This window comes from Streptomyces sp. NBC_00258, assembly GCF_036182465.1.
Taxonomy (GTDB): Bacteria; Actinomycetota; Actinomycetes; order Streptomycetales; family Streptomycetaceae; genus Streptomyces.
Map to the genome: position 1 here is coordinate 6,810,005 of NZ_CP108081.1, position 24,060 is coordinate 6,834,064.

A 24,060-nucleotide genomic window follows, 5' to 3' on the forward strand; every position below is an offset into this window, starting at 1 on the left:
TTCCCGGGGTTCTCCGGGATTTCACCGCACGGAATCCCTTCCGCGTTGGCCCGACCGAAGGAAGAAGGTGGGCGGAACATGGCCGCCACTCAGAGGATCGCCGCGGGCGTCACGGCCGCCGCGGCCTGTGCCGCCGCGCTCGCCGGCTGCGGTATCGGTGACACCGGCGCCGAGGAGGGCGCGCACGGTGACGGCGTACGCGGCCCGACGAAGGCCGCCGGCGCCCCGGCACCCAAGAACGCGGTCCGGCTGATCGGGGACGGCTCCACCGCCTTCACCGGCGCGCAGCCGCACCTGCCGCGGCCCGAGCGGCTGAAGCCCGGTCAGAAACCGCCCCAGTTCGTGGTCTTCTCCTGGGACGGGGCCGGCGAGGACAGCCAGCGGCTGTTCTCGCACTTCCGCAAGGTGGCCAAGGCCAACAACGCGACGATGACGTACTTCCTGAGCGGTGTGTACATGCTTCCGGAGGCCAAGCGTGAGCTGTACCGGCCGCCGCAGCACTCACCGGGCCGCTCCGACATCGGCTTCAATGACGAGCAGGGCATCAAGGACACCGTGAGACAGCTGCGCGGCGCCTGGCTCGAGGGCAACGAGATCGGCACGCACTTCAACGGCCACTTCTGCGGCGGCGGGGGCGGCGTGGGCCAGTGGACGGTCGAGGAGTGGAAGGACGAGATCGCCCAGGCCAAGTTGTTCGTCAAGTCCTGGAAGAGCACCACGGGTACGACGAAGGGCTCCCCGCTGCCCTTCGACTACGACAAGGAACTCATCGGCGCCCGCACGCCCTGCCTCGAGGGGCGGAAGAACTTCATGCGCGCCGCCCGGGAACTGGGCTTCCGCTACGACACCAGTGGCGTCAACAACCAGGTGTGGCCCAAGAAGGAGAAGGGCCTGTGGGACCTGTCGATGCAGCTCGTCCCCGTCCCGGGGCGCGCCTTCGAGACGTTGACCATGGACTACAACTTCTTGGTCAACCAGTCGGGCGCCACCACCCGGGGCAACCCGGCCAAGCACAGGTACTGGGGCGACCAGATGCGGGACGGCCTGCTCAAGGGCTTCTCCCGCGCCTACCAGGGCAATCGCGCGCCCCTGATCATCGGCAACCACTTCGAGTCCTGGAACGGCGGCACGTACATGCGCGCCGTCCAGGAGACCATCGAGGGTGTCTGCACCAAGCCCGAGGTGCGCTGCGTCTCCTTCCGCCAACTCGCCGACTGGCTCGACGTCCAGGACCCGAAGACCCTGGACCGACTCCGCACGCTCAAGGTGGGCGAGGACCCGAAGGGCGGCTGGACGTCGTTCCTCTCCGAGCAGCCACCCTCGACTCCCCTCTCCGAGCAGCCCGCCCCGGCCCCGAAGGGCGTCCCGGGGGCACCGGCGGTCAAGCGGTAGCCCTCTGGGCGGGCGGGCCGGCGCGCGTGGTCGGCACGCGCCGGCCGGGTGCGGCGGGCGCACCGGGCCGGCGCGGGGACCGTCCGGCTGGGCGGACAGACGGGTGGCCGGTCGACGGTTGGTCGGTTGGTCGGGTGGGCGCGGCGGACCGTCGCCCGGCCGTACGGCGTGAGGCTCAGGCCCTGGCGGCCTCGGCCTCGCGCAGGACGAACTCGGGGTCCACCTGGGCGGCCAGGGCAGATCCTGGTTCTGCGCCCCTCGCGCCGCTTCGCGGGCTTCGGGGCGCTGTGCCGGACTCCGTCCGTCGTCGGCGTGCGGGCCTCAGGCGTGCTGGGGCAGCGGCGCCTGCTCGCGCAGGACGAACTCGGGGTCCACCTGGGCGGCCAGGTCGGCGCCCGTTCGTTCGTTGCCCCAGGACTGGGCGTTCCTCAGGTGGAAGTGGACCATCTGGCGCGTGTAGCGCTCCCAGTCGCGCTGCTCGTACGTGGCGTCGGCGGCGGACTGGAGGGCTTGCAGCGCACGGCGGTTGCCGTCCTCCAACTGTTCGAACCTGGGCGGGCGGCCCTTCTCCATGGCGCGCACCCAGTCCGAGTGACCGACCGTCAGCAGCAGGTCGTCGCCGACCTCGGCCCTCAGGAAGTCGATGTCGTCCTGCCCCTGCACCTTGTTGCCGACGACCTTCAGGGTGACGCCGAAGTCGCGCGCGTACTCCTTGTACTGGCGGTAGACGGAAACTCCCTTCCGGGTCGGCTCGGCGACGAGGAACGTGATGTCGAAGCGGGTGAACATGCCGGACGCGAAGGAGTCCGAGCCCGCCGTCATGTCGACGACGACGTACTCGCTCTGGCCGTCGACGAGATGGTTCAGGCAGAGCTCCACTGCACCGGTCTTGGAGTGGTAGCAGGACACTCCCAGGTCGGCCTCGGTGAACGGGCCGGTGACCATCAAACGGACGGCGCCGCCGTCGAGTTCCACCGGCCGCGCGCAGGCCTCGTACACCGGGTTGTCCTCGCACACCCGCAGCAGACGGGAGCCCTCGCCGGGCGGGGTCGTCTTGATCATCTTCTCGGTGGACGTGATGCGGGGGTTGGAACCACGCAGGTAGTCCTTGATGAGCGCGAGCCGGTCGCCCATGGCGGGCAGCCGCTCGGCCTCCTCGTCGGCGAGGCCGAGCGCTGGCCCGAGGTGCTGGTTGATGTCGGCGTCCACCGCGACGACGGGCGAGCCGGTGGAGGCGAGGTGGCGCACGAAGAGCGAGGACAAGGTGGTCTTGCCGCTGCCACCCTTCCCAACGAAAGCAATTTTCATGTTCATTAAGGTACCGGCGGGACGGCATCCGAGGGCTGTCACACGTGAAGAAGACCACTCATTAGTGGGGCGCGGGCCTGGTGTGCGTAGGGTCGTACTCATGAGTACGACAGGTGGGAACGCCGACCCGCTCGCGGCGCTGGGGTCGCTGCCCGGCGTGGCCGAATCCGTGGAGTCCGTGCGCAAGGCCGTGGACCGGGTCTACGGGCACCGCATCATGCGGCGCCGCAGCAACGCGATCACCTCGGAGGCGGCGCTGCGTGGCGCGCGCGGTTCCGCGGCGCTTTCCGGTGCCGACTGGGCGCTCGAAGAGGTGCGCAGGCGGGCCGACTTCAGTGGCGACGACGAGGCCCGGGTGGTGGGCTCCGCACTGAGGCTGACCGCCGAGGCGGGCCAACTCCTGTCCATCTGGCGGCAGTCGCCCCTTCGGGTACTGGCGCGGCTGCACCTGGTGGCCGCCGCCGACAAGGGGGACGCGGTCGGGCGTCCACGACGGGACGGTGAGTCCGTGACGGAGACATCCGCGGCCGCCGCCGCGGGACCGCCGCTCATCGAACTTCCGCTGCCGGACGCGGCCGAGGTCGAGGGCCGTCTCGACGGCCTCGCGCGGCTGGTCATCGCGGGGAGCTCCGCACCCGCCCTGGTGACCGCCGCGATCGTGCACGGCGAACTCCTCGCGCTGCGCCCCTTCGGCTCCCACAACGGCCTGGTCGCGCGCGCGGCCGAACGGATCGTGCTCGTCGGCAGCGGCCTCGACCCCAAGTCCGTCTGCCCGGCGGAGGTCGGTCACGGAGAACTGGGCCGCGCGGCCTATGCCTCGGCCCTCGAAGGCTATGTGTCCGGCACTCCGGAGGGTATGGCCACCTGGATCGCCCACTGCGGCAGGGCGATCGAACTCGGCGCCAGGGAGTCGACGGCGGTCTGCGAGGCACTTCAGCGAGGGGCCGCGTAGGGCCTGTGGGCCCCTGAACGCGCTGGCCCCTGAAGCACTGGCCCTTGAAAATGCCCCTGAACAGGGTTGCGGCGGTACGGGGTCCGTACCGCCGCTGGCATGTTCACCCGGTTACCAAGCGTCCTCGGAATATTGCCCATCAGGTCGGGAACTGTTGCCCGTCGCCTGGTGCGGCTGGCCCGTAATCGACGGGTCGACGTCGCGTGGGTGCCCGGTGTTCATGCGCGGTCCGTGGGGCCTCGGTTGCGTTTGAAGGTAATCCTCTCGGATGTCCTTGGTCTCGCGGGCCGTTAACCCCTTTGTACTCCTGGTCCGGAGGAAGCGGAACCCCTCGCTGTACTTCTTTACTTTTAGGTCCATAGGGAGCGAATCGGGCACGGTCGTGGCCCGTGGATCACACGACTGCCGCACGCCGACGGCTCGCGTACCAGACCAGACCCGCCGTGGCCGCCGCCGCTCCTATCGCCGCGGCGGCGACGAGGGCCGGCCGGGGCGGCACGGAGAGCCGCTGCTTCAGCCGGACCGGGTGGTGGAAGTCGAGGATGGGCCACCCGCGCGCGGTGGCCTCGCGGCGCAGTGCGCGATCGGGGTTCACCGCGTGCGGATGGCCGACCGCCTGAAGCATCGGGATGTCGGTCGCCGAGTCGCTGTAGGCGTAGCAGCGCGAGAGGTCGTACCCCTCGGACGCGGCCAGCTCCTTGACGGCCTCGGCCTTCGTCGGGCCGTACGCGTAGTACTCCACCTCGCCCGTGAAGCAGCCGTCGTCGCCCACGATCATGCGGGTCGCCACCACCCGGTCCGCGCCGAGCAGTTCGCCGATGGGTTCGACCACCTCGGCCCCCGACGTGGAGACGATCACGACGTCCCGCCCGGCGATGTGGTGCTCCTCGATGAGGGAGGCGGCCTCGTCGTAGATGATCGGATCGATCAGGTCGTGAAGGGTCTCGGCGACGATCTCCTTCACTTGTTGGACGTTCCAGCCGCGGCAGAGCGATGAGAGGTACTCGCGCATCCGCTCCATCTGGTCGTGGTCGGCGCCGCCCGCGAGGAAGACGAACTGGGCGTATGCGGTGCGCAGCACGGCCCGGCGGTTGATCAGGCCGCCTTGGTAGAACGACTTGCTGAAGGTGAGCGTGCTCGACTTCGCAATGACCGTCTTGTCCAGGTCAAAGAAGGCCGCTGTGCGGGGCAAGGAGTGGTTTTCCACGGGGTCGAGCATATGCGCCCGCCATTCGGGCTAGTGTGGGGCGCGTGGGTTTGCCTGAGAGGGCTCTCGGGTACACCATGGAAGTCACGGATCGTTCGCGACCGTGCTAACCCGGTCCGGCTCCTCCCCCCCCGAGTCAGACCGTGGGGACGACCCCCGCTCTCCCCCCCGGCGGGGGTCGTCGCATGTCCGGGTGGGTTTTCTGCCCCACTTTTTCGAACGCCGGGCCCTGTTGTGCGGGCTGCGGCGTTCCTTTGTGTCTGCACAGGATTCGTCACTGTGGGTAGTCGTCGCGCTGCTCTAAGGAAGTCGTACAACAGTCACTCATCGGTCACCGGTTTGGGTGAAGGCGATATTCACAACCGTTGAGTTGTCCACAGTTATCGACCAAGATCCACACGATTTCCTGGATCGCTGCACCGTGATTCCAACGCGCACCGCTCGCGGAAGTACATGGCCGGTTCCGATTGTCCGGCGGCTATGGCTGGTTCGTATCGGCGGTTCATATGGAGGGCCGGTTGCCGGTTCTTCGCGCGAGCGGGAATCGCGGGGCCGCAGGGGCTCCGCGAGGAAGCAGCGAAGGGGGCTGGAAATCGTGGCGGGAGCCATCACACACGACCGGCTGTCGGCCGCCGAGGGGCGGCAGGGCGGACCGTTGATCGTCACGGAGGACGCGGATCTGCTGGACGACCTGCTGCGGCTGTGCGCCGCGGCCGGCGCCCGGCCCGAAGTCCACCACGGGGTGCCGGAGCGCGGCGGCGGCTGGGAGACGGCGCCACTGGTGCTCGTCGGCGACGATGCCGCGCGGCGGGTGCGTGGGGCCGCGCGCAGACGCGGAGTGGTGTTGGTGGGGCGGGATCAGGACGATTCCGGGGTCTGGCGGAGGGCTGTGGAGATCGGCGCCGACCATGTTCTGATGCTGCCGGATGGCGAACAATGGTTGGTCGACCGGATCGCCGACGTGGCCGAGGGAGTCGGCCCGCCCGCCCTCACCGTCGGCGTGATCGGCGGTCGCGGCGGCGCCGGTTCCTCCACGCTCGCCTGCGCGCTCGCGGTCATCTCGGCGCGCCAGGGGAGGCGCACGCTCCTTGTCGACGCGGATCCGCTGGGCGGCGGACTCGATGTACTCCTCGGCGGAGAGGCCGTCGAGGGGCTGCGCTGGCCGGACTTCGCCGCGTCGCACGGCCGGGTCGGCGGCGGCGCCCTGGAGGAGTCGCTGCCCTCGCTGCACGCCCTCCGGGTCCTCAGCTGGGACCGTGGCGACTGCGTCACCATCGCACCCGAGGCCGTCCGGGCCGTGCTGGCCGCGGCCCGGCGGCGGGGTGGGGCGGTGGTCGTGGACCTGCCGCGCCGGATCGACGAAGGCGTCGCCGAAGCCCTCGCGCAGGTGGACCTGGGCCTGCTCGTGGTCCCCGCCGAGCTGCGTGCCGTCGCGGCGGCCGGGCGGGTGGCGTCCGCGGTCGGCATGGTCCTGAAGGACCTGCGCGTCGTGGTGCGCGGACCCTACGCGCCCGGTCTGGACGACACGGAGGTCGCCCGACTGCTCGGGCTGCCCCTGGCCGGCGAAGTGCCGGTGGAGACGGGGTTGTTGGGCGCCCAGGAGCGAGGAGCTCCGCCCGGCGCGGACGGCCACGGGCCACTGGCCCGCTTCTGCTCGGCGTTCTGGGAGCGGACCGCTGTCGCGGGAGGTGCCGTATGAGCGGGGGCACGCGCGTGCGTGGTGCCGCGCCGGGGCAGGCGGGGTTCTCGGGCGGGCGTTCGGGTGCGGCTCCGGATGTGGGGCAGGCGGGTCGGCGTACGAGTGCGGGTCCGCCCTCGGACGCGGGGCCCGTGGGTCGGAGTGCGAGCGGCGGTCCGGCTGCGGCTGCGGGGTCGGCGGGTCGTCGTACGGGCCTGAGCGGCCCCGCGGGTCGTCGTACGGACCTGAGTGGGCTCGCGGGTCGTCGTACGGATCTGAGTGGGCCCGCGGATGCGAGCTCGGTGGGGCGGCGTGCGGGTGGGAATCCGCCTTCGGACACGGGGCTGTTGGACGGGGTCCGGCAGTGGCTTGCCGAGAGCGGGGCAGAGCCGACTCCCGCACGCGTGGCGCAGGCCCTGCGGGAACAGGGGCGGGTGCTCGGGGACGCCGAAGTCCTCGGAGCGGCCGAGCGGTTGAGGTCGGAGCTGGTCGGCAGTGGGCCGTTGGAGCCGCTGCTCGGTGATCCCTCGGTCACCGACGTGCTGGTCTCGGCGCCCGACCGGGTGTGGGTGGACCGGGGCGGCGGCCTGGAGCTGACGGCCGTCTCCTTTCCGGATACGGCGGCCGTACGACGCCTCGCGCAGCGCCTGGCGGCCGTGGCCGGACGGCGCCTCGACGACGCGCACCCCTGGGTGGACGCCCGGCTCCCGGACGGCACCCGTCTGCACGCGGTACTGCCACCGGTCGCCGTCGGCTCGACATGCCTGTCGCTGCGGGTCGTACGGCCACGGGCCTTCACGCTCCCCGAGCTGGTGGCGGCGGGCACGGTACCGCCGGGAGGGGACCTGCTCCTGCGGGCCTTGCTCGACGCGAGGCTGTCCTTCCTGATCAGCGGCGGCACGGGCAGCGGCAAGACGACGCTTCTGAGCGCGCTGCTCGGCCTCGTCGGGCCGGGCGAGCGGATCGTGCTCGCCGAGGACTCGGCGGAGCTGCGCCCCGACCATCCCCACGTCGTACGGCTGGAATCCAGACCCGCCAACCAGGAGGGCGCCGGACTCGTCACGCTCCAGGACCTGGTGCGCCAGGCCCTGCGGATGCGGCCGGACCGGTTGGTCGTCGGCGAGGTCCGAGGACCCGAAGTGGTCGCCCTGCTGGCAGCTTTGAACACAGGCCACGAAGGCGGCTGCGGGACCGTCCACGCCAACGCGGCCTCGGGAGTGCCGGCCCGGCTGGAGGCGCTGGGCACGGCCGCGGGGCTCGACCGGGCCGCTCTGCACAGCCAGGTGGCGGCCGCGCTCTCGGTGGTGCTCCATCTCGTACGCGACCGGGCCGGGCGGCGGCGTATCGCCGAGGTGCATGTGCTGGAGCGGGATCCGGCGGGTCTGGTGGTGACGGTGCCGGCGCTGCGGTGGGGCGCGGAGGCCTTCACGTACGAGCGGGGGTGGGAGCGGCTGCGGGGGCTGCTCGGCGGCATCGGGGACGTCTGGGACTCAGGGGACGCCCGGGGCTCCGAGCGCTGCGGGCGCTCCGGGACTTGGGGACGTCGGTCCGGCATCGGTGAATTCGGTGGAGTCGGCGAGAGGGGTGAGGGGTTGTGACGGGGGTCGGTGAGGTGTCGGTGTCCGTGAGTGCGGCGATGGCGTGTGCCGGGGCGGCGGCCTGGCTGATGGGCGGGCAGGGGCCGGGGGTGCGGCGGGCGCGGTTGGTGTGTGCGGGCGGCGGGGCGGTGGGGGTCGGGCCGCCGGCGGGGGAACGGGCCGCACGGGCCGGAGAGCGACTGCGGCGATGGCACCGGATGCGGGGCGAATGGTGGGTCCTCGTCGCCGGGGCGGTGGTCGGCCTGCTCGGGGCGTCCGTGGTGCCGCTCGTCGCGGGGGCACTCGGGGTGCCGCTGGTCCGCCGGGCCAGGCGTGCCGGGGCGGAACGGCGGGCGCGGGAGCGACGGGCCGACGCGGTGATCGCGCTGTGCGGGGCGCTCGCGGGGGAGGTGCGCGCCGGGCGCCAGCCGGGCGAGGCCCTGCTCGGCGCATCCCGTGACTCGGGCGGGCTGGGCCGAGCGCAGGCGGTGGTGCTGGCGGCGGCCCGGTTCGGCGGGGACGTGCCCGGCGCGCTCACCGACGCGGCACGACGACCGGGAGCCGAAGGACTGCTGGGTCTCGCCGCGTGCTGGCGCGTCGCCGTGGACCGGGGCGCCGGACTCGCGGCCGGGCTCGACCGGCTGGAGGGCGCGTTGCGTGCGGAGCGGGATCAACGGGCCGACCTGCGGGCCCAGTTGGCCGGGGCACGGTCGACGGCGGTGCTGCTGGCGGGACTGCCGGTGCTCGGACTGCTCCTCGGCACCGCGCTCGGCGCCGATCCGCTGCATGTCGTGCTGCACACCGGCGCGGGGCTGGGCTGTCTGCTCGTCGGCGGGGTCCTGGAGGGCGTCGGGCTGTGGTGGGTGCTGCGGATCGTACGGGGAGCGGAGGCGGGATGAGCACGGAAGTTGTCCACAGGCTGGGGGTCGCGCTGTGCGTCGTGGTGGCGGTGTGGGCGCTCACCCGGGCTCTGGGTGCGGCGCGGCGGGAGCGTAGGACACGAAGGCGGTTGAAGGCCGTGGTGGCTGTGGGCGCGGGTCCGACCATGGGCGCGGGTCAGGCCGTGGGCACGGGGTCGGTGATGGAGTCGGCTTCCGGTGGGTGGCGCCTGGAGATTCGCGGTGAGTTGAGGCGGTGGCTTCCGGTCTTAGCTGCCCTGAGCGTCTGTTGGGCCGTCGTCGGAGGTGCGACCGGCGTCGTGGTCGGGCTTGTGGCCGGCTTCGGGATGTGGCGGTGGCAGCGGAGACCGGCACCGGTGGAGGAGTTCGACGTGGGGCTGGCCACGCGGCAACTGCCCCTCGCCGCCGATCTGCTGGCCGCCTGTATCGCGGCGGGTGCCAGTCCCGCGGTGGCTGCCCAGGCGGTGGGGGAGGCGCTTGACGGGCCCGTGGGGCAGCGGCTGGCGCGTGGTGCGGCCGAGGTACGGCTCGGGGGTGAACCGGCCGAGGCGTGGCGGGGGTTGGCCGCCTTGCCAGGGGCTCGGGCGCTGGCCCGGTTGCTGGAGCGGGCGGGCGAATCCGGCGTACCGGCGGCCGGTCCCGTCGCCCGCCTCGCCGCGGACGCCCGCGCGGAGTGGGGGCGCACCGCCACGGCCCGTGCTCGGCGGGCGGGAGTCCTGGTCACCGCACCGGTGGGGCTGTGCTTCCTGCCGGCCTTCATCGCCATCGGCGTGCTGCCCGTGGTGATCGGCCTCGCGGGCGGGGTGCTGGGCGGAGGTGGTGGGTGACGTACGGAACGGGGTGAGCGAGGAGTGGTCAGGGTCGGCCAACGGCCAAGTGTCGAAGGGCCGAAGTGTCGATGGGCCGAAGTGTTCGAAGGGCCAAGGCCCGAGTTCAGAGGTCAACGGAACAGAGTTGTACGGGGGTTCGGATGAGCAAGGCAATGCGGCGAGTACGAGTACGAGTGCTGGGGCCGGTGCGGGCGTGGGTCCTGGCGGGCCGGGACCGGAAGGTGCGGAGGGATACCGGAATGGTCACCTCCGAGTACGCGATGGGGTTGATCACGGCGGTGGGCTTCGCCGTGGTGCTCTATGAGGTGCTGACCAGTGGGCAGGTGCGGGGCGCTCTGCAGGACATCGTGGGGCGGGCGCTCAATGGGCAGTTCTGAGGCCGGCGCCGAGGCGGTCGCGGATGCGGAGGCTGGGGCGTCCGGTCCGGGGCGGGTTCGAAGTCCGGACGCGCCTCTGGAGGTGTCCAGGGACCGGGGTTTCGTGACGGCGGAGGCGGCCGTGGTGCTGCCCGTGCTGGTCGCGTTCACGATGGCGCTGGTCTGGGCGCTGATGGCGGCGGCCGCGCTGATCCAGTGTGTGGACGCTGCCCGGGCGGGGGCCCGCGCGGCGGCCCGGCAGGACCCGCCGGGCACGGTGATGGCTGCGGCCCGTGACACGGCGCCGAGCGGTGCGCGGGTCACCGTCCGCAGAGAGGGCGACCTGGTGCACGTACGGGTCGAGGCGAAGGCGCCGGGGCCCGACGCGCTGGCCCTCGACCTGACGCACGAGGCCGTGGCCCTCGCCGAGGAGACGGTGGGGGTGGGCGGATGAGGAGGACGGGCCTCGGGTCGCGTACGAGGGCCGCTACGAGAGTGAGCACGAGGGTGAGTACGAGACCGCGTGGGCTGTCGCGGTGGCGTGCAGGGGCCTTCGCGAGGGCCCCCGCGAAGGCCTTCGCGTCGGACCGAGGGTCGGCGACCGTCTGGACCGTGGGTGCGATCGCCGTGCTGTGCGTCGTGTTCGGTGCCGTCCTTGCCATGGGCCAGGCGGTGGTGGTCCGTCACCGCGCGGGCGGAGCGGCCGACTTGGCGGCTCTCGCGGCGGCCGACCGCTGGATGGAAGGCGGGACGGTAGCCTGCGCCCAGGCGGACCGGGTGGCACAGGCCCAGGGCACCCGGGTCGTGCGGTGCGCCGTCCAGGGCGAGGTCTCGGACGTCACGGTCGCGGCGGGACGGGGACCTTTGACGGCGGAGGTGCGGGCCAGGGCGGGCCCGTCGGGGCCGGTAGGGCCCGTAGGGCCTGTGGTTCCGGCCGGTCCTCCCGGATCGCCGGGGTCGGCAGGGTCTGGGGGATCGGCAGGGTCGGCGGGATCCGTGGGGTCGGCCCGTCCCCGCGTACCTGCCGCGTCGGCCGGAGCGCCCGGCCGAGCTGTCGAGGAGGTAAGACCGTAATCCTGAGCCATGAGCCATGAGCCATGAGCCATGAGCCCTCCGTCCTCAGTACTCAGCCCTCCGCCCTAGTCCGGCGGGCGGGGCCTCAGCCCTCTCCGCCCGGCTTCTCCGGTGCCCCCTTCAGCAGCACCGTCAGCAACCGCACGGCTCCCCGTTTGTGCAACGGCTCGTTGCCGTTGCCGCACTTGGGGGACTGGATGCAGGACGGGCAGCCGGCGTCGCACTCGCAGGAGACGATGGCCTGGTGGGTGGCGGTGAGCCACTCGCGGGCCGTGTGGAAGGCGCGTTCCGCGAAACCCGCGCCGCCCGGGTGGCCGTCGTACACGAAGACGGTGGGCAGCAGGGTGTCCGGGTGCAGCGGGACGGAGACGCCGCCGATGTCCCAGCGGTCGCAGGTGGCGAAGAGCGGCAGCATGCCGATCGACGCGTGTTCGGCGGCGTGCAGGGCGCCGCCGAGGATCTCGGGGTTCACACGGGCGGCGTCGAGTTGGTCCTCGGTGACCGTCCACCACACGGCACGGGTGCGGAGGGTGCGGGGCGGGAGGTCGAGTTTGGTCTCACCGAGCACCTCGCCGGTGATGACACGACGACGCAGGAAGGAGACGACCTGGTTGGTGACTTCGACGGAGCCGTAGCACAACCGGCCGTCGCCCCAGGGGACTTCGACATCCGTCTCCAGGACGGAGATGGCGGTGGTGTCGCGGGCGACCGTCGAATACGGAGGGTTGGCCTCCTCGACCAGGGCGACGGAGTCGTCCAGGTGCAGCTCCTTCACCAGGTACGTACGACCTTGGTGAAGGTGGACGGCGCCCTCGTGGACGGTGGCGTGCGCGGCCGCCGCGTCGACCGTGCCCAGCAGGCGCCCGGAACCGGCCTCCACGATCTGTACCGGACTGCCGCCCCCGCCGCGGATGTCGGCCAGATCGGCGGCCCGTTCCCGGCGTGTCCAGTGCCATGCCTTCGTGCGGCGGCGCAGCAGCTTCGCGGCCTCCAACTGTGGGAGCAGCTCGGCGGTGGCGGGGCCGAAGAGGGGCAAGTCGTCGTCGGTCAACGGTAGTTCGGCGGCCGCGGCGCACAAGTGCGGGGCGAGGACGTACGGGTTGTCGGGATCGAGGACGGTGGACTCCACCGGCTGGTCGAACAGGGCCTCGGGGTGGTGGACGAGGAACGTGTCCAGCGGGTCGTCGCGGGCGACCAGGATCGCCAGCGCACCCTGCCCGGAACGGCCGGCGCGGCCCGCCTGCTGCCACAGGGAGGCCCGGGTGCCCGGGTAGCCGGCGATGACGACGGCGTCCAGGCCGGAGACGTCGATGCCGAGTTCGAGGGCGGTGGTGGCGGCGAGGCCGAGCAGTTCGCCGGAGTGGAGGGCCTGTTCCAGGGCGCGGCGTTCCTCGGGGAGGTAGCCGCCCCGGTAGGCCGCCACGCGGCGGGCAAGCGAGCGGTCGACCTCGGCGAGACGTTCCTGGGCGATCACCGAGATCAGCTCCGCGCCGCGGCGGGACCGTACGAAGGCGACCGAGCGGACACCCTGCACGGTCAGGTCGGTGAGGAGGTCGGCGGTCTCGGCGGTGGCGGTACGGCGGACGGGAGCGCCCTTCTCGCCGTGGAGTTCGGTGAGGGGCGGTTCCCAGAGGGCGAACACCAGTTCACCGCGGGGTGAGGCGTCGTCGGCGACCTCCAGCACCTTCAGGCCGGTGAGGCGGGAGGCGGCGACCGAGGGTTCGGCGGCGGTGGCCGAGGCCATCAGGAAGACGGGAGAGGAGCCGTAGCGGGCGCACAGGCGGCGCAGCCGGCGCAGCACTTGGGCGACATGGGACCCGAAGACGCCCCGGTAGGTGTGACATTCGTCGATGACGACGTAGCGCAGGGCGCGCAGGAAGGAGGACCAGCGGGGATGTGACGGAAGTATCCCGCGGTGCAGCATATCGGGGTTGGTGAGGACGTAGTTGGCGTACTGGCGTACCCATTCGCGCTCCTCGACGGGCGTGTCCCCGTCGTAGACCGCGGAACGTACAGCATTGCCCAGAGGTTGTGAAAGTTCCTTCACGGACCTGCGCTGGTCCGCTGCCAGCGCTTTTGTCGGGGCGAGGTACAGAGCGGTCGTGCCACGGCCGTTCGGAGCCTCGGAGCCGTCGAGGAGCGTCGACAGGACGGGGACGAGATACGCCAGGGACTTCCCGGAGGCGGTGCCCGTGGAGACGATCACCGAGTCGCCGTCGAGGGCGTGCTCGGCGGCGAGTGCCTGGTGGGCCCAGGGGTGTTCGATTCCCGCGGACTGCACCGCGGCGATGACCTCCGCGCGGATCCGGTCGGGCCACACGGCATGACGACCCTCACGTGGGGGCAAGTGCTCCGTATGAGTGATGCGCGAAGCCCGGCTCGGCCCCGAGGCGAGCCGGTCCAGGATCTCGCCCGGCGAGGGGCGGGATGCGGTGTCCGTCGAGGTTCGATCGGATCGGTGATTCTTGGCCATCGGCATCGAGTGTGTCACTGGCGTGACGGACAATGGACCCAAGGCGTCGTGCACGCCTGCCGGTAAGTGATTGAATGCCATCGCGGCTGGCGAACCGTCCCGGGGGCTCTGCCGAGGTGTCCCTTGGGATGACCGCTCGATAGCAAGGTGCTGGAGGATCCGTGGACCTGTCCCTGTCGACCCGTACCGTCGGCGATCGTACGGTCGTCGAGGTCGGTGGCGAAATCGATGTATATACCGCGCCCAAGCTGCGCGAGCAGTTGGTCGAGCTGGTGAACGACGGCAGTTTTCACCTCGTCGTAGACATGGAGGGCGTGGACTTCCTCGACTCCACCGGGCTCGGCGTTCTGGTCGGCGGCCTGAAGCGGGTGCGTGCCCATGAGGGTTCGCTCCGGCTCGTCTGCAATCAGGAGCGCATTCTGAAGATCTTCCGCATCACCGGCCTCACCAAGGTGTTCCCGATCCACACCTCGGTCGAGGAAGCGGTGGCGGCCACCGACTGACCGGCCGTGGACCGGCCCGTCCCTGACTGGCCGGTCAGCGGCCGACAGCCGGATCCCGGGCCGTGCCCGGGAGGCAGAAGTCAATGGAGGGGGGCCGGGTCTCGGCGACCCGGCCCCCCGACCGCACGCCCGTAGTTCCGAGGGGGATGCATGGCCACCGTTGAACTCCGCTTCAGCGCGCTGCCCGAGCACGTCAGGACCGCCCGACTGGTGGCGGCAGCGGTGGCGCGCAGGGCCGGAGTGGACGAGGCCGTTCTCGATGAGGTCAGGCTCGCCGTCGGCGAGGCCTGCACCCGGGCCGTCGGCCTGCACCAGAGTGGCGGAATCTCGGCGCCGGTGCGGGTGTCGCTGATCGAGGAGGAGAAGCAGTTCTCCATCGAGGTCGGCGACGAGGCCCCGCACACGGTTCCCGGCGACAAGACGCCGGGCGCCCATGGTGGAGCCAACGGCGTGGACGTCGAGACCGAAGAGGACGAGATGGGCCTCGCGGTCATCAGCGGCCTCGTCGACGACGTCGAAGTGACCGCCGGTGAGAACGGCGGCCTGATCAGGATGAGCTGGCCCACCACGCCGCCGGCTGCGCTCGTTCCCTGATCCACCCCCTGGTACTGCCTCAACATGTGCGAAAGGGCCCTGCTCAGCAGGGCCCTTTCGCATGCCCGGACCGGCTCGACGCCCTGACCGGACCTCATGCACGGCCATCTCCGGATCAAGCTCCCCGTTTTCGTGAATGAATTCACTATCTGGATTACGATCAACAATACGATCGGCTTTACGCCAGGCCGGGCGCCAATGGATCACGCGTCAATGCTTTTGAGGCATTACCACTTTCGGGTTCCGTGATGGTCCGTGGATCATTTGCTGAAGAGCATGTGAAGGCTGATTCCACTTACCGCGCACTGTTTTGATCAGGTTCCGGTACCTACAATCCGTCCACATCTTGAGCTCGGTCCAAGCGTCAAGGAGGACGAATGGCGGGGCTTTCTACCCCTCATCAGTTTGACCAGCCCACTACCCTCGCAGCCGCAGTACTGACAGACGACAACCGTCTCATCGTGATGGTCATCGCGGCCGTCGCCCTTGCGGCGCTTGTCGTCGCCGGGGTCCTGGTACGCCAGGTACTCGCGGCGGGCGAGGGCACCGAGAGCATGAAGAAGATCGCAGTGGCGATCCAGGAGGGCGCGAATGCCTACCTGGGCCGGCAGATGCGCACGCTCGGCGTTTTCGCCGTCGTGGTGTTCTTCCTGCTCATGCTGCTGCCCGCGGACGACTGGAATCAGCGCGCCGGACGATCGGTCTTCTTCTTGATCGGCGCGGCGTTCTCGGCAACCACCGGCTATATCGGCATGTGGCTCGCCGTACGCAGCAATGTCCGCGTGGCCGCCGCGGCACGGGAAGCGACTCCGGCAGAGGGTGAGCCCGAAAAGGATCTCACCGCCGTCTCGCACAAAGCCATGAAGATCGCTTTCCGCACAGGCGGCGTCGTCGGCATGTTCACCGTGGGGCTCGGACTCCTTGGTGCGTCCTGTGTGGTTCTCGTCTACGCGGCCGACGCGCCCAAGGTCCTGGAGGGCTTCGGCCTCGGTGCCGCGCTGATCGCCATGTTCATGCGTGTCGGCGGTGGCATCTTCACCAAGGCCGCCGACGTCGGCGCCGACCTGGTCGGCAAGGTCGAGCAGGGCATTCCGGAGGACGACCCGCGCAATGCCGCGACCATCGCGGACAACGTGGGCGACAACGTCGGCGACTGCGCCGGCATGGCCGCCGACCTCTTCGAGTCGTACGCCGTCACGCTCGTCGCCGCGCTGATCCTCGGCAAGGCGGCCTTCGGCGACGCCGGGCTCGCCTTCCCGCTGATCGTTCCCGCGATCGGCGTACTCACCGCCATGATCGGCATCTTCGCCGTGGCTCCGCGCCGATCGGACCGCAGCGGGATGAGCGCCATCAACCGCGGGTTCTTCATCTCAGCGGTGATCTCGCTGGCGCTCGTGGCAGCGGCGGTCTACGCCTATCTGCCGTCCTCGTACGCCGATTTGGACGGCGTCACGGACGAGGCCATCCTCGGCCACGCCGGTGACCCGCGGATCCTCGCGCTCATCGCGGTCGCCATCGGCATCGTCCTGGCCGCGCTGATCCAGCAGCTGACCGGCTACTTCACGGAGACCACCCGGCGTCCCGTACGGGACATCGGCAAGACCTCGCTGACCGGCCCGGCCACCGTCGTCCTCGCCGGTATCTCGCTCGGTCTCGAATCGGCCGTCTACACCGCCCTGTTGATCGGCCTCGGCGTGTACGGGGCCTTCCTGCTCGGCGGTACGTCCATCATGCTGGCGCTCTTCGCGGTGGCCCTGGCCGGTACCGGTCTGCTCACCACGGTCGGCGTCATCGTCGCCATGGACACCTTCGGTCCGGTCTCCGACAACGCGCAGGGCATCGCCGAGATGTCCGGCGACGTCGAGGGCGCGGGCGCGCAGGTGCTCACCGACCTGGACGCCGTCGGCAACACCACCAAGGCCATCACCAAGGGCATCGCCATCGCCACCGCGGTACTGGCGGCGGCGGCGCTCTTCGGCTCGTACCGCGACGCGATCCTCACGGCCGCGAACGAAGTGGGCGAGAAGGTCTCAGGGCCGGGCGCGCCCATGAACCTGATGATGGACATCTCGCAGCCCAACAACCTGGTGGGTCTCATCGCGGGCGCCGCGGTCGTCTTCCTCTTCTCGGGGCTGGCGATCAACGCGGTCTCGCGGTCCGCCGGGGCCGTGGTCTACGAGGTGCGGCGGCAGTTCCGCGAGCACCCCGGGATCATGGACTACACCGAGAAGCCCGAGTACGGGCGCGTCGTCGACATCTGCACCAAGGACGCGCTGCGCGAGCTGACCACACCGGGACTGCTCGCCGTACTGACGCCGATCGCGATCGGCTTCACTCTCGGGGTCGGCGCGCTCGGCTCGTTCCTCGCGGGCGCCATCGGCACCGGCACGCTGATGGCGGTGTTCCTCGCCAACTCCGGTGGCGCGTGGGACAACGCGAAGAAACTCGTCGAGGACGGCCACCACGGCGGCAAGGGCAGCGAGGCCCATGCCGCGACGGTGATCGGCGACACGATCGGCGACCCCTTCAAGGACACCGCGGGGCCGGCGATCAACCCTCTCCTGAAGGTGATGAACCTGGTGGCGCTGCTCATCGCGCCCGCGGTCGTCAAATTCAGCTACGGCGAGGACAAGAGCGTGGGCATGCGGGTTCTCATCGCGGTGCTCTCGCTCGCCGTCATCGTGGGCGCGGTGTACGTGTCCAAGCGGCGAGGCATCGCCGTGAGTGACGAAGGCAACTCCGAGCGGGTGGCCAAGTCGGTGGATCCGGCGGTGGTTTCGTAGCCATGGGACAACCGGCCGGGTCAACGCCCGGTCGGGTTCCGCTCAACGGGCGGGCGGACGGCGCGTATTGACGTGCCGTCCGCCCGCCCGTGTGTGTCCACGCCCTGTTCGTGAGCCTTATCTCGCTTGGTGCAAATGGCTTCAATAACGGATGAAGTGGACCTTCGTCACGCTGGTGTCGCCCACTTGGCGTGTATGTTCCGGGGCCGAGAGCCATGGAAGGGACCAATCCGGTGAACAAGAAGCTCGCGGCCGCACTGTCCGGCGGTGCGGTACTGGTACTGGCGCTGTCGGGATGCAGCAGTGACGACAGCAGCGACAAGCTGAACTCCTGGGCCAAGCAGGTGTGTGACGCGGTGCAGCCGCAGGCGGTGAAGATCGAGGCCGCCAATACCGCGATCCAGAAGCAGACCTCGGACAACAGCACCCCGGCGGACGTCCAGAAGACCGACTCCAAGGCCTTCCAGGACATGTCCGACGCCTACAAGGCGATCGGTGCTGCCGTGAACAAGGCCGGGGCGCCCGACGTCGACGACGGCGAGAAGAAGCAGAAGGACGCCGTCACGGAGCTCAACACCATCTCCTCCTCGTACGCCGACCTCAAGAAGCAGGTCGACGGCCTCGACACGAAGGACCAGGCGAAGTTCGCCGACGGTCTCAAGGGGATCGCCACCCAGCTCGACAAGCTCAGCCAGAGCGGCAACGACGCCCTCAAGAAGCTGGAGGAGGGTGACGTGGGCAAGGCGATGGCCAAGCAGGAGAGCTGCAAGTCCGCCTCGACGTCGCCGTCGGCGAGCAAGGCCTGAGAAACGAGACCTGCCCCCAGGGGCATCGATCGTTCGTCAACCGAAAGAGGGCCCGGTACGCGCGCGCGTACCGGGCCCTCGGCCTGTCTCCACCGATGCCGCCCGCGGACGGACGGCCCGTCCGTCCAGCCGATCCGTCTGTCCACAGGGCGCGCGCTACGGCGGCGGGAGCGGACACAATGGAGGCGTGAGTAACAGCAGCCTGGCACCGTTGCCCTCGTCCGACCGCACCGACGTCACCGCACGCCTGCGGGACGCCCTCCTGGGCGCCTCCTTCAGCGCGGACGGGCTGCTCGACCTGCTCGGAGCCCCCGCGTACGCGGCGCTGGCCCGCAGCGAGACCGTGCCCGCGCTCCGCGCCACCCGGGGCGACTCACCGCTGGAGGCGCTCGTCCGGCTCTTCCTGCTGCAGCAGCCCGTGCCGCACGCACGCGTGGCGGACGTGCTGCCGGTGGCGGACTGCCTGGAGAGCGGCTGGCTGACCCGGACCGGCGGGGACGAGGTCGCGGCCACGGTCGACGTACGGCCGTACGGCGGCCCGGGCGGCGAGGACTGGTTCATCGTCTCCGACCTCGGCTGCGCGGTCGGCGGGGCCGGCGGCATCGGCACCCTCGACGAAGGAGTCGTACTCGGAGTGGGCGGTGCGTCCACGACGCTCGCGGGCATCACGGTGCGTACGCCGGTGGGCTCGGCCCTCGACCTCGGCACCGGCTCAGGGATCCAGGCGCTGCACGCCGCGCAGCACGCCACGCGCGTGACCGCGACCGACCTCAACCCCCGCGCGCTGCACGTCACCGCGCTCACGCTCGCCCTGTCCGGTGCCCCGGCGGCGGACCTGCGCGAGGGATCCCTCTTCGAACCGGTGGCCGACGACGAGTCGTACGACCTGATCGTCTCCAACCCGCCCTTCGTGATCTCTCCCGGCGCCCGGCTCACCTACCGCGACGGCGGGATGGGCGGGGACGATCTGTGCCGCACGCTCGTTCAGGAGGCGGGCGACCGGCTGAACGACGGGGGGTACGCGCAGTTCCTCGCCAACTGGCAGCACGTGGAGGGCGAGGACTGGCAGGACCGGCTGCGGTCCTGGGTGCCGCGCGGCTGCGACGCGTGGATCGTCCAACGCGAGGTCCAGGACGTCACGCAGTACGCCGAGCTGTGGCTGCGCGACGCGGGCGACCACCGCTCCGACCCGGTCGAGTATCAGGCGCGGTACGACGCGTGGCTGGACGAGTTCGAGGCGCGCAAGGTGAAGTCCGTCGGCTTCGGCTGGATCACCCTGCGCAAGTCGGCGGCCGCCCAGCCCTCGGTCGTCGTGGAGGAGTGGCCGCACCCCGTCGAACAGCCGCTCGGCGACACCGTGCGCGCGCACTTCGACCGTGTGGACTATCTGCGGGCGCACGACGACGCGGCGCTGCTCGCCGGGCACTTCAGGCTCGCGGGCGAGGTCGTGCAGGAGCAGGTCGGGCTGCCCGGCGCCGAGGACCCCGAGCACGTCGTGCTGCGCCAGCACCGCGGGATGCGGCGGGCCACGAAGGTGGACACGGTCGGTGCGGGCTTCGCGGGCGTCTGCGACGGCACGCTGAGCGCGGGCCGGATCCTGGACGCCATCGCCCAACTGGTCGGAGAGGACCCGGTCCTGCTGCGGGACCGGACCCCGTCCCAGATCCGGCTGCTGGTCGAGCAGGGGTTCCTCGAGCCCGCCCGGTGAGTTTTCCCGGTCCGGCGGGAGAGTTTCCCGGCCCGGCTCGCGTACGACGAGGAGTCGGCCCGCATGTGGCCACCCTGTACGAGGGCTTCAGGACAGGGCTCGGAGTGCTCGACGCCCCATCAAGCCGCGGGACACCGGACCGGGATCCTGCACCGGGACGTGAAACCGGCCAACATCCTTCTCGTACCGGACGCTTCCGGCGATCCGTGCGCGCCTGTGGCGCTCACCGGCCACGGCATCGCGCTGCAGCCCGAGTCCCCTGGGCCCCGGCTCACCGTCACCGCCATCGACGTCCGGGGCGGTGTGACGGATTCCGCACGAGGGCGCTCGGTGCTGTCCGCTCTGCGTTCACCCGGGGTTGGTGTTCCGGCTGCCCGAAGGTGTCAGCGTCCCGATGCTGGGTACCAAAAGCCGGAGGAGACGGACCATGGAGAGCGGACCGGCGATCTTCACAGGATCGGTGTTCGCCCTGTTCGGGGGCGGGCTCCTGCTGTGGACGGCCGTCCGGCTCCGGCAGCGCGTCCCTGTCGCCCACGGAGTGCATCCGATGGCCTCCGCGGCGGTCGCGGCCTTCGCCGGGACGTCCGCGCTGCTCCTCGCCGTGTGGTGTTTCACTCGTACCTGAGCGTCGCGCCTTCCGGCGACACCCCCGGCGTCCCCTCGGCCGAGTCGGCGGGGTCGGCCGGGAACGATCTCCTTCGGAGTCCGGGAATCGACGCCCTGCGGCCGCCGCGGACAAGGCCCGCGGCCCTCTGGAACGCAGACCTCCAGTAACTGAGAGGTAACCCTCCGGATAGGTCCGAAACGGCAGGTCGGCACTCCGGGCGGCAGGAATGGCGGGAGTCGGGTTACCGTTCGAGTGGCCGTTGCGGGCTTTTCCCGTTTGACACGGGGGCGGGATGTACCGTCACACTCCGCAGCGTCAGCATGACCCGACCCCCGGGTTCAAGGCCTGGGGCGAGACCCCCTGCGTCGACCGGAGAGAAGAGCGAAGTTGTCCCCGACCAGCGAGACCGCACACGGCGGCCGCCGACTCGTCATCGTCGAGTCGCCCGCCAAGGCGAAGACGATCAAGGGCTATCTCGGCCCCGGCTACGTCGTCGAAGCGAGCGTCGGGCACATCCGCGACCTCCCCAACGGCGCCGCGGAGGTGCCTGAGAAGTACACCGGCGAGGTGCGCCGCCTAGGCGTGGACGTCGACAACGACTTCGAGCCGATCTACGTGGTCAACGCTGACAAGCGGGCCCAGGTCAAGAAGCTCAAGGACCTGCTCAAGGACTCCGACGAACTCTTCCTCGCCACCGATGAGGACCGCGAGGGCGAGGCCATCGCCTGGCACCTCCAGGAGGTGCTGAAGCCCAAGGTCCCGGTCAAGCGGATGGTCTTCCACGAGATCACCAAGGCCGCGATCCAGGCCGCCGTCGCCAACCCGCGCGAGCTCAACCAGAAGCTGGTCGACGCCCAGGAGACCCGCCGCATCCTCGACCGCCTCTACGGCTACGAGGTCTCGCCGGTCCTCTGGAAGAAGGTCATGCCGCGTCTGTCGGCGGGCCGTGTCCAGTCCGTGGCGACCCGTCTGGTCGTCGAGCGGGAGCGCGAGCGCATCGCCTTTCGCTCCGCCGAGTACTGGGATCTCACCGGCACCTTCGGCACCGGTCGCGCCGGTGACGCGAGCGACCCGGCCTCCCTGGTCGCCCGTCTGACCACGGTCGACGGCAAGCGCGTCGCCCAGGGCCGTGACTTCGACTCGCTCGGCCAGATCAAGGGCGCGAACACGCTTCACCTCGACGAGGCCAACGCCCGCGCGCTGGCCGCCGCCCTGGAGAACACGAACTTCTCCGTACGGTCCGTCGAGTCGAAGCCGTACCGCCGTTCGCCGTACGCCCCTTTCCGTACGACGACGCTCCAGCAGGAGGCCAGCCGCAAGCTCGGCTTCGGCGCCAAGGCCACGATGCAGGTGGCGCAGAAGCTGTACGAGAACGGCTTCATCACCTACATGCGTACGGACTCCACGACCCTCTCGGACACCGCGATCACCGCGGCCCGGGCCCAGGTCACGCAGCTCTACGGTGCGAACTATCTGCCGGACAAGCCGCGTACGTACGCCGGGAAGGTCAAGAACGCGCAGGAGGCGCACGAGGCGATCCGCCCCTCGGGCGATCGTTTCCGCACGCCCGCCGAGACGGGTCTGACCGGTGACCAGTTCAAGTTGTACGAGCTGATCTGGAAGCGGACCGTCGCCTCCCAGATGAAGGACGCGGTCGGGAACTCCGTCACCGTGAAGATCGCGGGCACGGCCTCCGACGGCCGCGACGCCGAGTTCAGCGCGTCCGGCAAGACGATCACCTTCCACGGCTTCCTCAAGGCCTACGTCGAGGGCGCCGACGACCCGAACGCCGAGCTGGACGACCGCGAGCGCCGGCTTCCGCAGGTCAACGAGGGCGACCCGCTGTCCGCCGAGGAGATCTCGGTCGACGGCCACGCGACCAAGCCCCCGGCCCGCTACACCGAGGCCAGCCTGGTCAAGGAGCTCGAAGAGCGCGAGATCGGCCGCCCGTCGACGTACGCGTCGATCATCGGCACGATCCTCGACCGCGGCTATGTGTTCAAGAAGGGCACGGCACTCGTGCCGTCCTTCCTGTCCTTCGCCGTGGTCAACCTCCTGGAGAAGCACTTCGGGCGGCTCGTCGACTACGACTTCACCGCCAAGATGGAGGACGACCTCGACCGCATCGCGCGGGGCGAGGCCCAGGCCATCCCGTGGCTCAGGCGCTTCTACTTCGGTGAGGGCGACGCGACCGGCGCCGCGGAGGCGGGCAACGGCGACGGGGACCACCTCGGCGGTCTCAAGGAGCTCGTCACCGACCTCGGTGCCATCGACGCCCGCGAGGTGTCGTCGTTCCGCGTGGACAGCAGCGACATCATGCTGCGCGTCGGCCGTTACGGCCCGTACGTCGAGCGCGGCGAGAAGGACTCCGAGAACCACCAGCGCGCCGACGTGCCCGAGGACCTGGCACCCGACGAGCTGACCGTCGAGCTCGCGGAGGAGCTGCTCGCCAAGCCGAGCGGTGACTTCGAGCTCGGCGCCGACCCCCAGTCGGGCCACCAGATCATCGCCAGGGACGGCCGCTACGGCCCGTACGTCACCGAGGTGCTCCCCGAGGGCACCCCGAAGACCGGCAAGAACGCCGTGAAGCCGCGTACGGCCTCCCTGTTCAAGTCGATGTCCCTCGACACGGTGACGCTGGCCGACGCCCTCAAGCTGATGTCGCTGCCGCGCGTCGTCGGCAAGGACGCCGAGGGTGTGGAGATCACCGCGCAGAACGGGCGCTACGGGCCGTACCTGAAGAAGGGCACCGACTCGCGCTCCCTCCAGGCCGAGGACCAGCTCTTCACGATCACCCTCGACGAGGCCCTGGCGATCTACGCGCAGCCCAAGCAGCGCGGGCGCGCCGCCGCCAAGCCGCCGCTGAAGGAACTCGGCGCGGACCCGGTCAGCGGGCAGCCCGTCGTCGTCAAGGACGGCCGCTTCGGTCCGTACGTCACCGACGGCGAGACCAACGCCACCCTGCGGTCCGGCGACAGCGTCGAGGAGATCACTCCGGAGCGCGGCTTCGAACTGCTCGCGGAGAAGCGCGCGAAGTCGCCCGCCAAGAAGACGGCGAAGAAGACGGCAGCCAAGAAGGCGCCGGCGAAGAAAACCGCCGCCAAGAAGACCGCGGCCACGAAAACGGCGGCAAAGAAGACCACTGCCAAGAAGACGACCGCAAAGAAGGCGACGGCTTCCCGGGCGACGGCCGAGGACTGAGGCGGCGCCGGCCAAGGACCGGGACCTTCGGGTCCCGCTTCTGGTGAGGGCCTTCGGTCCCGCCTGCGGTGAGGGCTCTCGGGTCCCGTCCACGGCTCGGGACCGAGTCCTT

Annotated in this window: 19 protein-coding genes; 16 read left to right on the forward strand and 3 right to left on the reverse strand. The window is 70.7% G+C overall.

The features are described 5' to 3' along the window. The first annotated feature begins 78 nt into the window (after positions 1-78). A complete protein-coding gene (locus OG718_RS30410) occupies positions 79-1,392 on the forward strand; it encodes a hypothetical protein (protein ID WP_328845695.1) in 1,314 nt (437 codons plus the stop codon). 321 nt (positions 1,393-1,713) lie between these two features. Here OG718_RS30410 and OG718_RS30415 read toward each other — a convergent pair whose 3' ends face one another. Next, positions 1,714-2,706, reverse strand: coding sequence for an ATP-binding protein (locus tag OG718_RS30415; RefSeq protein ID WP_328845696.1), 993 nt, complete (start codon positions 2,704-2,706; stop codon positions 1,714-1,716). A 94-nt stretch (positions 2,707-2,800) separates the two neighbouring features. Between OG718_RS30415 and OG718_RS30420 the strand changes: the two genes are divergently transcribed. After that, a complete protein-coding gene (locus tag OG718_RS30420; RefSeq protein ID WP_306939253.1) occupies positions 2,801-3,652 on the forward strand; it encodes an oxidoreductase in 852 nt (283 codons plus the stop codon). 394 nt (positions 3,653-4,046) lie between these two features. Here the strand turns inward: OG718_RS30420 and OG718_RS30425 are convergent, their stop codons facing one another. After that, positions 4,047-4,871: an HAD family hydrolase gene (locus tag OG718_RS30425; RefSeq protein ID WP_143640308.1), complete on the reverse strand. Its 825-nt coding sequence runs from the start codon at positions 4,869-4,871 to the stop codon at positions 4,047-4,049. A 583-nt stretch (positions 4,872-5,454) separates the two neighbouring features. On the opposite strand from OG718_RS30425, the gene ssd reads away from it, so the two are divergent. The 7 genes from ssd (at position 5,455) to OG718_RS30460 (ending at position 11,273) form a co-directional block, all read left to right on the forward strand. Then, positions 5,455-6,558, forward strand: coding sequence for a septum site-determining protein Ssd (gene ssd, locus OG718_RS30430; protein ID WP_328845697.1), 1,104 nt, complete (start codon positions 5,455-5,457; stop codon positions 6,556-6,558). After that, the gene (locus tag OG718_RS30435; protein ID WP_443055166.1) at positions 6,555-8,135 is read left to right on the forward strand and encodes a TadA family conjugal transfer-associated ATPase; all 1,581 of its coding nucleotides are present in this window, start codon (positions 6,555-6,557) and stop codon (positions 8,133-8,135) included. The genes ssd and OG718_RS30435 overlap by 4 nt, the downstream gene beginning before the upstream one ends. Positions 8,136-8,173: 38 nt before the next feature. Beyond that, entirely contained in the window at positions 8,174-9,013 is an 840-nt protein-coding gene (locus OG718_RS30440) for a type II secretion system F family protein (protein WP_306943557.1), read from the forward strand. Beyond that, entirely contained in the window at positions 9,010-9,840 is an 831-nt protein-coding gene (locus tag OG718_RS30445) for a type II secretion system F family protein (RefSeq protein ID WP_328845698.1), read from the forward strand. The genes OG718_RS30440 and OG718_RS30445 overlap by 4 nt, the downstream gene beginning before the upstream one ends. Positions 9,841-9,983: 143 nt before the next feature. After that, positions 9,984-10,220: a DUF4244 domain-containing protein gene (locus tag OG718_RS30450; protein WP_306939258.1), complete on the forward strand. Its 237-nt coding sequence runs from the start codon at positions 9,984-9,986 to the stop codon at positions 10,218-10,220. A gap of 82 nt (positions 10,221-10,302) precedes the next feature. After that, a complete protein-coding gene (locus OG718_RS30455) occupies positions 10,303-10,653 on the forward strand; it encodes a TadE family type IV pilus minor pilin (protein ID WP_143640313.1) in 351 nt (116 codons plus the stop codon). Further along, positions 10,650-11,273: an Rv3654c family TadE-like protein gene (locus OG718_RS30460; protein WP_443055167.1), complete on the forward strand. Its 624-nt coding sequence runs from the start codon at positions 10,650-10,652 to the stop codon at positions 11,271-11,273. The genes OG718_RS30455 and OG718_RS30460 overlap by 4 nt, the downstream gene beginning before the upstream one ends. An 85-nt stretch (positions 11,274-11,358) precedes the next feature. Here OG718_RS30460 and OG718_RS30465 read toward each other — a convergent pair whose 3' ends face one another. Continuing rightward, positions 11,359-13,827, reverse strand: a complete 2,469-nt coding sequence (locus tag OG718_RS30465) for a DEAD/DEAH box helicase (RefSeq protein WP_328845699.1) — start codon at positions 13,825-13,827, stop codon at positions 11,359-11,361. An 80-nt stretch (positions 13,828-13,907) separates the two neighbouring features. Between OG718_RS30465 and bldG the strand changes: the two genes are divergently transcribed. The 7 genes from bldG to topA all read left to right on the forward strand — a co-directional run bounded on the left by bldG (position 13,908) and on the right by topA (position 23,948). Beyond that, on the forward strand, positions 13,908-14,249 hold the full coding sequence (gene bldG / locus OG718_RS30470; protein WP_003975386.1) for an anti-sigma factor antagonist BldG: 342 nt from the start codon (positions 13,908-13,910) through the stop codon (positions 14,247-14,249). A gap of 150 nt (positions 14,250-14,399) precedes the next feature. Further along, the gene (locus OG718_RS30475; RefSeq protein ID WP_143640318.1) at positions 14,400-14,843 is read left to right on the forward strand and encodes an ATP-binding protein; all 444 of its coding nucleotides are present in this window, start codon (positions 14,400-14,402) and stop codon (positions 14,841-14,843) included. A 377-nt stretch (positions 14,844-15,220) separates the two neighbouring features. Beyond that, positions 15,221-17,626 carry a sodium-translocating pyrophosphatase gene (locus OG718_RS30480; RefSeq protein ID WP_306939260.1) on the forward strand — a complete coding sequence of 802 codons (2,406 nt, stop codon included), beginning with the start codon at positions 15,221-15,223 and terminating at the stop codon, positions 17,624-17,626. A gap of 215 nt (positions 17,627-17,841) precedes the next feature. Then, positions 17,842-18,432, forward strand: a complete 591-nt coding sequence (locus tag OG718_RS30485; protein WP_143640322.1) for an oligoendopeptidase F family protein — start codon at positions 17,842-17,844, stop codon at positions 18,430-18,432. A 187-nt stretch (positions 18,433-18,619) separates the two neighbouring features. Then, positions 18,620-20,140, forward strand: coding sequence for a class I SAM-dependent methyltransferase (locus tag OG718_RS30490; RefSeq protein ID WP_328845700.1), 1,521 nt, complete (start codon positions 18,620-18,622; stop codon positions 20,138-20,140). A gap of 427 nt (positions 20,141-20,567) precedes the next feature. Further along, positions 20,568-20,765, forward strand: coding sequence for a hypothetical protein (locus OG718_RS30495; protein WP_143640326.1), 198 nt, complete (start codon positions 20,568-20,570; stop codon positions 20,763-20,765). Between the two features lie 369 nt (positions 20,766-21,134). Beyond that, positions 21,135-23,948: a type I DNA topoisomerase gene (topA, locus tag OG718_RS30500; protein ID WP_143640328.1), complete on the forward strand. Its 2,814-nt coding sequence runs from the start codon at positions 21,135-21,137 to the stop codon at positions 23,946-23,948. Positions 23,949-24,060: the final 112 nt, after the last annotated feature.